The sequence below is a fragment of the Gracilibacillus xinjiangensis genome (assembly GCF_042651765.1).
Lineage (GTDB): Bacteria > Bacillota > Bacilli > Bacillales > Amphibacillaceae > Gracilibacillus > Gracilibacillus xinjiangensis.
This window is the reverse complement of the sequence record NZ_JBHSDT010000008.1, coordinates 536,339-550,406: the sequence shown is the minus strand read 5'-3', so window position 1 is coordinate 550,406 and position 14,068 is coordinate 536,339. Positions and strand designations below refer to the sequence as shown.

At 36.8% G+C, this 14,068-nt stretch carries 13 protein-coding genes; 2 read left to right on the top strand and 11 right to left on the bottom strand.

Translation table 11 applies throughout. From position 1 onward, the window contains the following. The 10 genes from prmA to gpr all read right to left on the bottom strand — a co-directional run bounded on the left by prmA (window position 1) and on the right by gpr (window position 12,067). Complete coding sequence (prmA, locus tag ACFOY7_RS13935) at window positions 1-951, bottom strand: 50S ribosomal protein L11 methyltransferase (RefSeq protein WP_390252707.1); 951 nt, start codon at window positions 949-951, stop codon at window positions 1-3. A gap of 38 nt (window positions 952-989) precedes the next feature. Then, complete coding sequence (gene dnaJ / locus ACFOY7_RS13930) at window positions 990-2,108, bottom strand: molecular chaperone DnaJ (RefSeq protein ID WP_390252706.1); 1,119 nt, start codon at window positions 2,106-2,108, stop codon at window positions 990-992. 270 nt (window positions 2,109-2,378) lie between these two features. Then, entirely contained in the window at window positions 2,379-4,208 is a 1,830-nt protein-coding gene (gene dnaK / locus ACFOY7_RS13925) for a molecular chaperone DnaK (RefSeq protein WP_390252704.1), read from the bottom strand. 31 nt (window positions 4,209-4,239) lie between these two features. After that, window positions 4,240-4,809, bottom strand: a complete 570-nt coding sequence (gene grpE / locus ACFOY7_RS13920) for a nucleotide exchange factor GrpE (RefSeq protein ID WP_390252703.1) — start codon at window positions 4,807-4,809, stop codon at window positions 4,240-4,242. 121 nt (window positions 4,810-4,930) lie between these two features. Continuing rightward, on the bottom strand, window positions 4,931-5,953 hold the full coding sequence (gene hrcA, locus ACFOY7_RS13915) for a heat-inducible transcriptional repressor HrcA (protein WP_390252702.1): 1,023 nt from the start codon (window positions 5,951-5,953) through the stop codon (window positions 4,931-4,933). Window positions 5,954-6,030: 77 nt separating this feature from the next. Beyond that, entirely contained in the window at window positions 6,031-7,188 is a 1,158-nt protein-coding gene (gene hemW / locus ACFOY7_RS13910) for a radical SAM family heme chaperone HemW (protein WP_390252701.1), read from the bottom strand. A 56-nt stretch (window positions 7,189-7,244) separates the two neighbouring features. Continuing rightward, complete coding sequence (lepA, locus tag ACFOY7_RS13905) at window positions 7,245-9,065, bottom strand: translation elongation factor 4 (protein ID WP_390252700.1); 1,821 nt, start codon at window positions 9,063-9,065, stop codon at window positions 7,245-7,247. A gap of 303 nt (window positions 9,066-9,368) precedes the next feature. Further along, the gene (locus ACFOY7_RS13900) at window positions 9,369-9,704 is read right to left on the bottom strand and encodes a hypothetical protein (RefSeq protein WP_390252699.1); all 336 of its coding nucleotides are present in this window, start codon (window positions 9,702-9,704) and stop codon (window positions 9,369-9,371) included. 11 nt (window positions 9,705-9,715) lie between these two features. Then, a complete protein-coding gene (spoIIP, locus tag ACFOY7_RS13895) occupies window positions 9,716-10,894 on the bottom strand; it encodes a stage II sporulation protein P (protein WP_390252698.1) in 1,179 nt (392 codons plus the stop codon). Window positions 10,895-10,975: 81 nt separating this feature from the next. Further along, on the bottom strand, window positions 10,976-12,067 hold the full coding sequence (gene gpr, locus ACFOY7_RS13890) for a GPR endopeptidase (RefSeq protein ID WP_390252697.1): 1,092 nt from the start codon (window positions 12,065-12,067) through the stop codon (window positions 10,976-10,978). 164 nt (window positions 12,068-12,231) lie between these two features. On the opposite strand from gpr, the gene rpsT reads away from it, so the two are divergent. Then, window positions 12,232-12,498 carry a 30S ribosomal protein S20 gene (rpsT, locus tag ACFOY7_RS13885; protein ID WP_390252696.1) on the top strand — a complete coding sequence of 89 codons (267 nt, stop codon included), beginning with the start codon at window positions 12,232-12,234 and terminating at the stop codon, window positions 12,496-12,498. 40 nt (window positions 12,499-12,538) lie between these two features. Here the strand turns inward: rpsT and holA are convergent, their stop codons facing one another. Beyond that, the gene (gene holA / locus ACFOY7_RS13880) at window positions 12,539-13,582 is read right to left on the bottom strand and encodes a DNA polymerase III subunit delta (protein ID WP_390252695.1); all 1,044 of its coding nucleotides are present in this window, start codon (window positions 13,580-13,582) and stop codon (window positions 12,539-12,541) included. Between the two features lie 340 nt (window positions 13,583-13,922). On the opposite strand from holA, the gene ACFOY7_RS13875 reads away from it, so the two are divergent. Beyond that, window positions 13,923-14,057: a YqzM family protein gene (locus ACFOY7_RS13875; RefSeq protein WP_390252694.1), complete on the top strand. Its 135-nt coding sequence runs from the start codon at window positions 13,923-13,925 to the stop codon at window positions 14,055-14,057. The last annotated feature ends 11 nt before the right edge of the window (window positions 14,058-14,068 follow it).

Genomic DNA, 14,068 nt, shown 5'->3' with positions numbered 1-14,068 from the left:
TTACCTACTTTCTTTTGGCTTTTTCGCAATTATCGATATCCAATCTTCCATCTGATTCACTTCCACAATGTCAAAACCAGCTTCCATTAAACGGTCTTTTACAAGTTGTTTTTTTGCTTGAATGATACCTGATGTAATAAAAAGTCCGTCTGGTTTTAATAAATGGTATGCATCTCTTTCAAATCGCAAAATTATCTCTGCTAAAATATTCGCAACAATAATATCTGGGTGTATATCGACATTATTCAATAAATTATTCTGCTTTACGACTACCTGTTTGTCAACTTTATTTACTTTTGTATTCAACTTCGCACTTTGAACCGCTACCTCATCCAAGTCATAAGCATAAACGTTCCGTGCACCGAGCAGAACAGAAGCAATGCTAAGGACACCGGAACCACAGCCTACATCAATCACAAGGTCATCTTTGTCTAAAAATCTTTCTAATGCCTGCATACTCAGGACAGTTGTAGGGTGTGTTCCTGTACCAAAAGCCATACCAGGATCTAGTTCAATGATGAGTTCATCTGTTGATACGGGTTGGTAATCTTCCCATGTTGGCGTAATGGTGATTTTTTCAGAAATTTTCACAGGTTTATAATACTTTTTCCAAGCGGTAGCCCACTCTTCTTCATTTACTTCACTTAATGTAATCTTATTCATTCCAAGGTCAATATCATATAACAACAAATTATTAATAGCTTGCTTAATCTCAGACACTGTCTCTCCTAGAAAACTATTAACAGGAAGGTAAGCTTTTAATCGCACACCTTCCTCCGGATAGTCTTCTGGATTTAATTCATAGATTTCCCCAAATGGTGCTTCCCGTTCGATAAACAAATCTTGCTGGTCTTCGATCACTACACCACTTGCGCCAGCCTCATGGATGATATTCGAGATTGGTTCAATAGCTTCATTGGTAGTATAAATACAAAGCTCTGTCCACTTCAAACAGATCAACTCACTTTTTCGAAATTTTTTGACTGAACTTATTCACCTTTGAATGCACGCTTAACACGTTGGAAAAATGAATCTTCATGTTCGTCTGTTGGTTGGTTCCCGGTAATTTCATTAAATTCACGTAATAACTCTTTTTGCCGATCTGTGAGGTTTTGGGGTGTTATCACACGGATCTTAATATGTTGGTCCCCTTGGCCATATCCTCTTACATTTGGAGCACCTTTCCCCTTGAGTCGGAAAGTTTTACCTGTTTGAGTACCTGCAGGAATCTTTAGTTTTACTTTTCCATGCAATGTTGGTACTTCAATTTCGTCACCAAGCGCTGCTTGTGCAAATGTTATTGGCATTTCACAGAAGATATGGTCGCCATCTCTTTGATAAAATTCGTGTTCTCTCACTTGGATAACAACATATAAATCACCAGCAGGTCCGCCGTTTACGCCTGGTTCCCCTTGACCGGATACTCGTATTTGCTGACCATCATCAATTCCGGCTGGAATACTCACATGTATTTTCTTTCTTTTGGTTACCTTACCATCACCGCCACATGTAGTACATTTATCTGTGATGATTTTACCACTACCATGGCAATGATGACAAACTCTTCTGTTGACAACACGGCCAAATGGTGTGTTTTGCTCTACATTCAGCTGACCTGACCCATTACAATGACTACAAGTTTTTGGTGTGGTGCCAGGTTTTGCCCCACTTCCATTACATGTTGAGCAATTTTCCTCTTTAGGAATATGAATATCTGTTTCTTTACCGAAAATGGCTTCTTCAAAATCCAGTGTCATTGTGTACTGTAAATCATTTCCTTGTCTTGGTGCATTTGGATCACGACGTCCTCCTCCACCAAAGAACATATCAAAGATGTCGCCAAATCCACCAAAGTCTTGAGCTCCAGCACCGCCAAAACCTTGACTTTGCGGACCAGCATGACCGAATTGATCGTATTGTTGTCTTTTTTGATCATTGCTTAATACTTCATAAGCTTCTTTTACTTCTTTAAATTTTTGGTCAGTACCTTCTTCTTTATTCACATCGGGATGATATTTTCTTGCTAGCTTACGATACGCTTTTTTGATCTCGTCTTTAGAGGCACCTTTTGACACTCCAAGCACTTCATAATAATCTCGTTTACTCACTGACAAATCACGCTCCCGGTCATTTATTGCATAAAACTAATAATAACATTCATTTATAACACTTACAAACAAATCTAATCTATTTTGTCTGAGAAAATAATAAGAAAGGATAGCAAATTTATTTAATAAATTGTGCTTTTAGCACTTTCAGCAAATCTAATCTTTCAAGACAAAATGTAACTTGAATAAACCATTTTTATCATACATGGAAAGAGTCAAAGTCAGTTGATCGACTTTGACTCTTTTGATAAAACAGGAAGTAAATGTCTTTTATTTTTTATCTTCGTCATCTACTTCTTCATAATCTGCATCTACCACATCATCAGAAGCATTATCTGCTTGCTCGCCTTGTTGTTGCTGTGCTTCCTGTTGCGCTTGTTCGTACAGTTTTACAGTTAGTGCCTGAACTTGTTCTTCCAAAGCTTCTTTCTTCGCTTTAATGTCGTCTTGATCATTTCCTTCTAACGCTTTTTTCAACTCGTCTTTAGCTGCTTCAGCTTTTTGTTTTTCCTCATCTGAAACTTTGTCACCAAGATCTTTTAGCGTTTTATCTGTTTGGAAAACTAGTTGATCTGCTTCATTTCGTAATTCGATTTCCTCGCGTCGTTTTTTATCTGCTTCTGCATTTTCTTCCGCGTCTTTCACCATTTTTTCTACTTCTTCATCAGAAAGACCAGAAGATGATTTTATTGTGATGGATTGTTCTTTGTTTGTACCTAAATCTTTCGCACGTACATTAACAATACCATTTGCATCAATATCAAAAGATACTTCGATTTGCGGCACACCACGAGGTGCTGGTGGAATATCTGTCAATTGGAAACGTCCCAATGTCTTATTGTCTGCAGCCATTTCACGTTCACCTTGAAGCACATGAATATCAACTGCTGTTTGGTTATCTGCAGCTGTTGAAAATACTTGTGAGTGACTTGTTGGGATTGTTGTATTACGTTCGATTAATTTCGTTGTTACACCACCCATTGTTTCAATACCTAGTGACAATGGAGTAACATCTAATAAGACAACATCTTTCACATCACCCTGAAGTACTCCGCCTTGAATTGCTGCACCTAGCGCTACTACCTCATCAGGGTTAACTCCTTTAGATGGATCTTTTCCAATTTCTTTTTTGATTGCTTCCTGTACTGCAGGAATACGTGTTGAACCACCAACTAAGATAACTTTGTCAATCTCACTTGCAGAAAGATCTGCATCTTTTAACGCCTGGCGAGTTGGACCCATTGTACGCTCTACAAGGTCTGACGACAGCTCATCAAATTTAGCTCGCGTAATGTTCATTTCTAAGTGTAGCGGACCAGCATCTCCCGCTGTAATAAACGGCAGTGAAACTTGAGTTTGTGTAACACCTGAAAGATCTTTTTTCGCTTTTTCAGCTGCATCTTTTAGGCGTTGCAAAGCCATTTTATCTTGACCTAAGTCAATTCCGTTTTCTTTCTTGAATTCTTCTACCATGTGATCAATTAATACCTGATCAAAGTCATCTCCACCTAAACGGTTATCCCCTGCTGTTGAAACAACTTCGAATGTCCCTTCGCCAATATCAAGGATAGAAACGTCAAATGTACCCCCGCCAAGGTCATATACAAGCACTGTTTGATCTTGGTCAGCCTTATCAATACCATATGCAAGTGCTGCCGCAGTTGGTTCATTGATAATACGTTCCACTTCAAGACCAGCAATTTTTCCTGCGTCTTTTGTTGCTTGACGTTCTGCATCATTGAAATATGCCGGAACTGTAATAACCGCTTTGTCTACAGTGTCACCTAAGTAATCTTCCGCATATGATTTTAGATGTTGTAAGATAATCGCAGAAATCTCTTGAGGTGTATATTCTTTCCCTTCAATTTCCACTTTGTAATCTGTACCCATATGACGTTTAATTGATTGAATAGTGTTTGGGTTTGTAATAGCTTGACGTTTTGCTACTTCCCCAATTTGACGTTCCCCATTTTTAAATGAAACTACAGATGGTGTTGTACGATTGCCTTCCGGATTAGGAATGACTTTCGCTTCGCCACCTTCCATTACAGCTACACATGAATTTGTTGTACCTAAATCGATTCCGATAATTTTTCCCATTTGAACATCCTCCTTCACATACTATATGTAATTATTGATTCACTTTAACCATTGCTGGTCTAATTACTTTGTCTTTAAGCTGATAACCTTTTTGTAATGTTTCAACAATTTGATTTGATTCAAATCCTTCTTCTTCCACTGACATAACTGCTTGGTGTAACAGTGGATCAAACATTTGGTTATCTGTTTCAATTTCTTTTACACCTTCATTTTCCATGACGATTTTAAATTGACGATACACCATTTCAAGCCCTTCTACAACGCTTTTTGCCTGATTATCCTCAATTTCTACTTGCAATGCACGTTCAAAGTTATCTAGCACTGGAAGTAATTCTGTAACGATAGATTGAGATTTATATTTTAAGTCAGCCTCTTTTTCTTTCTTTGTACGTTTTATAAAGTTATCATATTCTGCTTGAACTCTTAGAAGGCGATCCTGAAGCTGATCCTTTTCTTCCTGAAGTTTGTTAAAAGCATCATTATCTATACTGCTTTCTTGTTCTTCTTTTTCTTCCTCTGTAACTAGCTCTTGCTCTGCACCTTCAATTACTTCCTCTTCTGCAATTTCCATTTCATCTTTTTTTACATCTTTCTCTTCCATTCCTGTCACCTCCTAATTATAACCATTGTATAGCTAAACACAATCATTAAAAAATAGCAACCATAAACTTCTTAAAACAAAACGAGAGAAGAGTACAGTTAAACCATACTCTTTCTTTGTTTTAATACCAGGAGTTAAATGTCTTTGATAACCGTTTAGACAAAACGTTTAATAATGAGATAACTCTGGAATACTCCATTCTCGTCGGTCCTAACAATGCTATTGTCCCCATTTGTTCCCCGCCTAAAGTATAGGTGGCCGTAATAAGGCTGCAATCTTGCATTTCATTTAATTCATTTTCTTGACCTATCGAAACTTTGATTCCCTTGCCAGAAGTTCGTAAAATATTTGCCATTTCATCCTCTTTTTCCATAACAGAATAAAGTGATTGAATTTTTTCAATATCATTAAACTCTGGTTGCAATAATATATTGGTTTTTCCATCCATATACAGTTTTACAGGTTTATTCTCCAACAATGCTGCCTTTAAATATGCGTAAGTTTTTTCAAAATCATTACTGTGCTGGTGAAGTAGTTCTGCCACTTCCCCATATAACTTCTCCTGCAATTGAATAATCGGCACACCGACAAGGCGGGCATTTAAGATATTAACTAACTTCTCAAGATCAGTTGCTTTCATTGTGTTTGGGATATTAAAATAACGATGTTCTACATGTCCCGTATTTGTGACAAGTATAGCAACAGCGGCCTGATCGGAAAGGCTAATAATTTGAATTTGTTTTAATGTTGTTTTAAATACTTCTGGACCAAGGATAATAGAAGTATAATTTGTCATGTCTGACAATATTCTAGCTGACTTCTGGACAACTTTTTCAAATTCAATAAGCTCTTTCTCAAAGGCATGGGCAATTACCGACATCTCTTTATTAGAAAGATGAAATGGGGACAACAAATGGTCCACATAAAACCGGTAACCTCTTTCGGAAGGAACCCGACCTGAAGAAGTGTGAGTTTTCTCGATAAAACCTAAATCTTCCAAGTCTGCCATCTCATTCCGAATTGTTGCAGGACTAATGTTAATTTGATCCTTTTTAGCAATCGCCCTTGATCCAATCGGTTGTGCAGTTTGGATGAATTCATCAATTATGACCTGTAAAACTTGAATTTGCCTATCTGTAAGCATCGATGATCACCTCTGTTAGCACTCTTAACACCCGAGTGCTAAATCTAATAATAAACTATCAAATCCTTTTAAAAATGTCAATCGAGAAACTTCAATTGTTGTTCTTCTAATAAAAATGCTTGAAATACTTCATTGCCAAATGGCTTTCCTGCTTCTGTCAGACGGATAAATCCATCGGCAATTTTAATCCAGCCCCTTTGCTTAAGCAGATTCAGATCATCCTGATATAGTGCTTCAATAGAAAGGTTATATTTTTGTTCAAAGTTTGCCAAGGAAACACCTTCACTTTTTCTTAATCCAAGAAATAACTCTTCCTCGATACGTTCTTTTTTCCCGATTTCCTCTACATGCAATACTGGCTTTCCTGTTTTCATTGCTTTTTCCACATAAGCAGGATGCGGGCGAACATTAATTACACGTTTTCCCGGTAAATATGCATGCGAACCTGCACCAAAACCATAGTAATAATCATTATTCCAATAAGTTAGATTATGCTTACTCTCATAACCAGGCTTAGCAAAATTACTTATTTCATATTGGTATACCCCTTTTTGATTCATCTCTTTACGTAAGTGCTCATACATATCTGCTTCGATTTCTTCTGGCGGCTTTGTTAATTTCCCTTTTTTATACCTTTGATAAAAAATTGTTTTTGGTTCAATCTGCAGCGAATAGGCAGAGTAATGAGGTAAATCAAACTGCAGTGCTTCCTCTAATGATTTCACAAAGTCTTCGAATGACTGGTTTGGTAAACTGTACATTAAATCAATGCTGATATTGGTTAGGCCTATTTGAGTAAGGTCGTTAATGTTTTGATAAACATCTTTCACACGATGTAATCTGCCCAATTGTTCTAGCCTCACATCATTAAAATCTTGTACACCCATAGAAATTCTATTCACACCATGATCTTTTAAGAGCTTAATCTTTTCTTTTGATAAGTCACCAGGATTAGCTTCGAATGTATATTCATCTGCCTTTTCGACATCAAAATATTTATCAATCATTGTTACAAGCTGCAATAATTGGCGTTCATTTAAAGCTGTAGGTGTCCCCCCGCCTACAAATATAGTTTTCATTTTTTGCTTTGGATTCAGGATAGTTGTATTTAATTCATTTTCTAATGCTGCTAAATAATCGTCTGCCATCTTCTCTTCGTAGAAAAATTTAGTGAAATCACAATAGTGACAGATTTTCTCACAAAAAGGTATATGAATGTATGCAGATGTTATCATGTTCTTCCCCCTTCATTCTATGGCAAAACCCTTGCCAAATGGCAAGGGTTCAAAGTTTAATCTTCATCCATTTTAAGTACTGCCATAAACGCTTCTTGTGGCACTTCAACAGAACCGACCATTTTCATTCGTTTCTTTCCTTCTTTTTGTTTCTCAAGAAGCTTCCGTTTCCGTGAAATATCCCCGCCATAACATTTACTCAATACATTTTTACGCATTGCTTTGATGTTAGTTCTTGCCACAATTTTATTTCCAATTGCTGCCTGAATTGGCACTTCAAATTGTTGTCGAGGAATTAGAGTCTTTAATTTATCCGCAATCTGCTTGCCGCGTTCAAAAGCGAAATCCTTATGAACAATAAATGACAGTGCATCAATCGTGTCACCATTTAATAAGATGTCCATTTTCACAAGATTGGATGCTTTATATCCAATCATCTCATAATCAAATGACGCATAGCCTTTTGTTTGGGATTTTAATTGATCAAAGAAATCATAGACAATCTCAGACAATGGGATCTCGTATACAACACTGACTCGATTCTCATCCAAATAGTCCATGTTAATAAACTCACCGCGTTTTTTCTGGCATATTTCCATAACAGGACCGACAAAATCATTTGGTACCATCACTGATGCTTTCACATAAGGCTCTTGTACTTCTTTGATTGATTGGTTATCAGGCATAAATGATGGATTATCAATTGTCAGCTCTTCTTCGTCTGTTTTAATTACTTTGTAAATAACACTAGGCGCAGTAGTAATTAAATCAATGCCAAACTCACGTTCAATTCGTTCCTGAATGATCTCCATATGAAGAAGTCCTAAGAAACCGCATCGAAAGCCGAAACCTAAAGCTTGGGATGTTTCCGCTTCATACTGAAGTGATGAGTCATTAAGCTCCAGACGTTCTAAAGCTTCACGCAGATCATTGTATTTATCAGCATCAACTGGATATAAACCACAGAACACCATCGGGTTTAGTTTACGATAGCCAGGTAATGCTTCTTCTGCCGGCCGGTTAGCTAGTGTAATCGTATCACCAACACGTGTATCACCAACATTTTTGATTGATGCTGTTAAATATCCAACATCTCCGACAGTTAACATGTCCTGTTTAATTGGTTTCGGGTTAAATACGCCGACTTCATTTACTTCAAATTCTTTTCCTGTTGCCATCATACGAATCTTATCGCCGACTTTAACGGAACCTTCTTTGATACAAACATATGCTACAACCCCTCGGTAAGGATCATATAATGAATCGAAAATCAGTGCTTTTAACGGATCATCAGGATTACCAACAGGTGCTGGAATTCGCTCAACGATTTGTTCCAGTATTTCTTCGATTCCAATTCCTGATTTTGCACTTGCTAATATTGCCTCATCTCCGTCAATCCCGATCACATCAGTAATTTCCTGCTTCACTCGTTCAGGATCAGCACTTGGAAGGTCAATTTTATTGATAACTGGGATTATCTCCAAATCGTTATCTAATGCTAAATATACATTGGCAAGTGTCTGGGCTTCAATTCCTTGGGCTGCATCTACAACTAGTATGGCACCTTCACATGCTGCCAGACTTCTCGACACCTCATATGTAAAATCAACGTGACCTGGTGTATCGATTAAGTGGAATAAATATTCGTCATCATCTTCACGCTGATATTTTAATTGAACAGCGTTTAATTTTATCGTAATTCCTCTTTCTCGTTCCAAATCCATTGCATCCAGAAATTGCTCTTTCATCTCCCGAGCTGTTAATGCTTTTGTTTTCTCTAGAATACGATCAGCTAATGTAGATTTACCATGATCGATATGTGCTATAATTGAAAAATTTCGTACCTTACTTTGATTTCTAACGTTCGTCAATGTCATTCAACTCCTATGTGCGAGCACAATATACTAGGATTGATTATAGCAGTGAAAAGAAGGATGTTCAATAGAAATCCATGAGAAATGAACTTCCACTATCCGCAAATGGTCTAAACTTCCAAACCAAAACATAATAAAACAGACAAAATGACTTTCTAAAGTCCTAAATGCAGGTAGTGCTAATCAGTCGCTGAAGAACAACTGGTATTTCAATAGTAGTCTCCTGTTATTCCTCAGCTTGTTAATATGCCCTAGACTAACACTGGACCAATTATTTATCTATAACCCAGCATCATTGTTCTCCCATCAGAATATTCCATCAACAAAAGTATGTGTTATGGTAACGAGATTGTCACAGACAATTTTTACGACTTGTTCTCCCCCATTTGCTACACGGGAAAGGAATGGACGTTCCTCTGGTAATGTTGTCACCAGATCGTTTGGATTGTCCATTTCTTTTATAATGTCTTGCCTGTCCACCATTAACTCATTAACAATCTGATTGTCTCCTGCAGACTGGTCATCCGTTATGGGTTGTTGAACAACTGAATTCGTAACAGGGGATGTACGGTCCATCCCTATATATAAACCGATAGAAAAAATAACAGATAATATAAGCAGATAAAAAACGTACTTCATCATTGATACACCCCTTATTGTGCAGACACTTTCTCTGCATCCCAATAATATTCACTGAATACTTCTGCAAAAACATCTGAGGTGTTATAAAGCTCTTCCATCGTATTATCTACCCCGCCGAATTCGATTGTTAGTGCATTGCCAGAAACATCTTGGTTATAAACACCATTTCGACCTGCACCATCATACATTTGAACACCACGGCTTATACCAGGATATTTCTGCTCAAGCAACTCATGAAGTTCGGAAGCTAATGCAAAATTCTTCTCATAATTAGGGTTATTTCCACCAATAACAAACATCAGTTTCGCATATTTTTTGCCATTAATTTCTTTTGTCGTCACATCCGCTCTCATGCTGTCTCTGTGTAAATCAAATACAAAACTTAAATCCTTGTTGGTCGTTAACGCTGCCTCAACTACATCTTTAGATGCCTTATAGGAATGTGCAGAATAATCCCATCCCTTTTCCACAAGGATGGATCCAATGTCAGTATGATCAACGGTGGTACCAATCCCCTGTGATTCAAGGTCTTTTGCTAACTGATCACTAACCTTCGTAATATTGACTTCATGGTGAAATGCACCATTCGGATCTGTTACATCTGGAAGGTGCGGCAAGAAAGATTCCCTGTTATGTGTGTTATAAATAAAGACAACTTCCTTATCGCCTGTTGTTTGTTCGACTGGCTGTTCTTTTGGCGGTGCCGGGTTCGGTTGATCTTCTGGCATTGTTGCTTCTCTTTCCTCCAAAACAACATCTAATGGCGGATTGGATTCAACAGTCAAATTTGTATAATCTGTACCTTCACCTGCAATCAGTATCTGATTATCATAAATATTAAATCCAGGTATTTCCCTGCTGACTAAGCTTCTTACTTCATGTAATCGAATATTCGCGCCAACTTCAAATATAATCTTCCATAACTCTAATTCAGGTTCATCTTTAGGTAAGGCCTCTTTAAATATTCTGTTTTCCAATATAAATAATGATAAAAAATGGGCCTCATCCACATTACTAGTCCATTTTTTTAATGTTGTGGAAGAAACTCGATAATTCGGCTCTAAACTTGTCATTACACCAACAATGATGCACATAGTAAAAAATGAGATAATAAAAGCAGATATAACAACAAGTATTTTATGTTTGGAAAACAGCAGCACTCTTTTTTTTCTTGAAAAAGATCGATTCATTTCGTTCCCCTCTCTATTAACTCTATTACATTTACTAGAAATGTATGTCAGATGATATGAGAGTAGAACTGTAAAATAAATTTATCTTGAGTAAGAAGAAGCTGACCGTATATCAACACTATCATGCAATGCCGCATTAATTGCTTTTGCGAGCAAGTGTGCCATGTCTTCAATATATCCATCTATTTCCTTTGGCGTCACCATCAAATTGTGACCTAACGGTGTTAACACTTCTTGCATCAATGCTCTTTTTTCCTGTTCATCCAATGAACCAATCATTCCTAATATTTTTTCTCGTTTTTCTGGTGATGGCAAATCTTCATTGGATAATTTTCTTGAGCCAAAATTCATCCCTGCAGGTGTGAGTGATTTCGACGGTTGATCTATTTCCTTCATTTCCTTACCTATATGTTTCAGCACATAGTCGATCGCATCACTTGTAATTGTTACAGCATCAACAACTGTAGGCACGCCAATGGCAATTACTGGTATTCCCAAAGTTTCCTTACTAAGCTCTTTTCTTTTATTTCCAACACCTGAACCTGGATGAATGCCTGCATCCGATAATTGAATCGTTGCATTAACGCGTTCGATTGATCGTGAAGCTAATGCATCAATAGCAATAACGAAACCTGGTTTTAATGTGTCGATTACCCCTTTTATGATATCACTGGTTTCTATTCCTGTTACACCCATTACACCAGGGTTAATTGTTGCAACCCTTCGATAGCCTTCTGCTACATATTCCGGTTGATGGACAAAAAGGTGGTTTGTTACCAACACTTTCTCAATCGCCAGCGGACCAAGCGCATCCGGAGTTACATAACGATTTCCCAGCCCTACAATTAAGCCTGTCGCATCTTTTGCTATATGATTTTTCACTAATATTTCTGTGAGTTGAGAACATACAGCCTTAGCCGTTTCATGCTGCAATGTAGTATCTTGTCGCTTGATCGCATCAGAATAGATGGTACGATAAGAACCAGGACTTTTACCTATTTGCTCTCCCCCTTCTTTGTCTACATTCACATATGTTATCCGAATGTTCCCTTCCTTTTTCTCCGTAATTTCCACACCTTTTATCTGATCTTTTTTTTGTTTCTCTTTTTCCACATACATTTCCTTTGCTTCCACTGCTAAATCTGTTCGAACCCCAAAATCTTGGTTATTCATCAAACACAACTCCCATCATTCAATTTCACATAGTTTTTTCCGTTACAATTTGTTTGATACATAAAGAGAACGAATAATTTTTATTGAAAAGTTCGCGAAGCTTTGGTAAAATGTCTTTTGACCCAATTAAAGTAATGGTACGATGTATAGTGGAGGTGAATAGAATGGCAAATATTAAATCAGCAATTAAACGTGTACGTACGAACGAAGACCATCGTTTACACAACCAATCGATTAAAACGGATATGCGTTCACATATTAAAAAAGTGGAAACATTAGTAGCATCTAAGGATGCTGAGACTGCTAAATCAGCTCTTCAAACAGCTGTAAAGAAAATCGATAAAGCGGTACAAAAAGGTTTAATCCATAAAAACAAAGGTAATCGCCAAAAAGCAAGATTATCTAAAAAAGTGAACGAAATTAGCGCATAATTAAAAAAGCCGCAACCTCCTATGGTTGCGGCTTTTTTTACTAAACCTTAACTTTTTGCCTTCTTAACATGATCAGCTGGTATAATAATAATTCAAAACCCAGTTCTTTCTCAACTCTTCCTGTCTTCATATTCTCATCAGTTTCTGCAAGCAGCTTAATTGCTTCCGATAATTCTTCATTTGTAAATTGTGCCTGCCTGGTGACAGATAGTTTAGCAACATATGGATGGATCTTTAATTGTGAGGCCATCTGTTTCTGGTTATATCCTTTTTGGTTTAATATCTTTACATGTAGCAATGTCCGAAACTGTGATGCTAATAGTGCAATTAACTTAATTGGTTCTTCACCCAGTTTTTCCAGATCTTTCGTTATGTTGATTGCTTTGACTAAATCATTTGCAATAATAGCATCAACCAATTTTAATGCAGAATTACTTTCATGATGGGATAGTAATAATTCGGCGTCCTCCAGCCTGATAGTATTCCCTTCCCCAATATAAAGAGCCATTTTCTCCATTTCAGATTGAAGGATCATTAAGTCTGTGCCGATTTCATTAATCATATATGTCACAACATCAGGCGCCATTTGAACATGGTGGTTTTTTGCAATTCGTTCTAATGCTTCATTCATGTTCCATTCTTTTAATGGCTCACAAGAAATGGCAACAGCATTTTTTTTAAGCTGTTTGACAACTTTCTTTCTTTCATCTAATTTTTCAAATGGTGCAATAATTACTAATACAGAGTAAGGGGCTGGATTTATCAGATAATCAATTAATACGTCATTTTGATGATCAATGTCTGTGACAGGCGGCTTTGCTTTTAAGAAACTTGCATTTGTGGCAATAATTAATTTCTTCTCACCAAAAAAAGGATAGGTATTCGCATCATTCACCACTTCCTGAATAGCTATTTCCTCGAGGTCAAATATGGATACATTCGTGTCACGGTCCTCCTCACTCATACTGTATTTATACAATGATTGCTTAATTTCTTCTATCATATAGGTTTCTGTTCCATATATGTAATAAATAGGAGCAATAGTCCCTTTTTTTATTTGTTCAATTGTCTCTAAATAGTTCATTTATTTCATCCCCAATATGTCATACGTTTGTCCACTGTTACGGAAAATCTTGAAAATTTCTTTAATATGTTTTATTGTATAATAAGATTAGTATTAAGAAAAGTTTATTCCATCCTTCTAGTATTTGCTATATTAAATGGAATAATTAAAGAAGGGAAAGTTGTTTACACCTTCCCTCCACAATCTATATTAACGCAACTTAATTAGCCCTAGGTATCTAATTAAGCTGCGGCATTTTCCTTACATATAGATTGACCGAAACACTTAAATATATAGGTGTTAACTCTTGCTAAGTGAGGGAATACTGTAGGAAAAGAAATTTACACAAGGAGGTATAATTATGAATGAATTTGAAAAAGAAGTGCAATCCAAGAGTCATGACATATTTGACGCGGGTGCTGGTTTTATTTTCTCATTTGCATTTTTTATGATCATTTTCTTTATTGCCGTTATTTTTGATGCTATAGGTTCATAATTGTTTACATA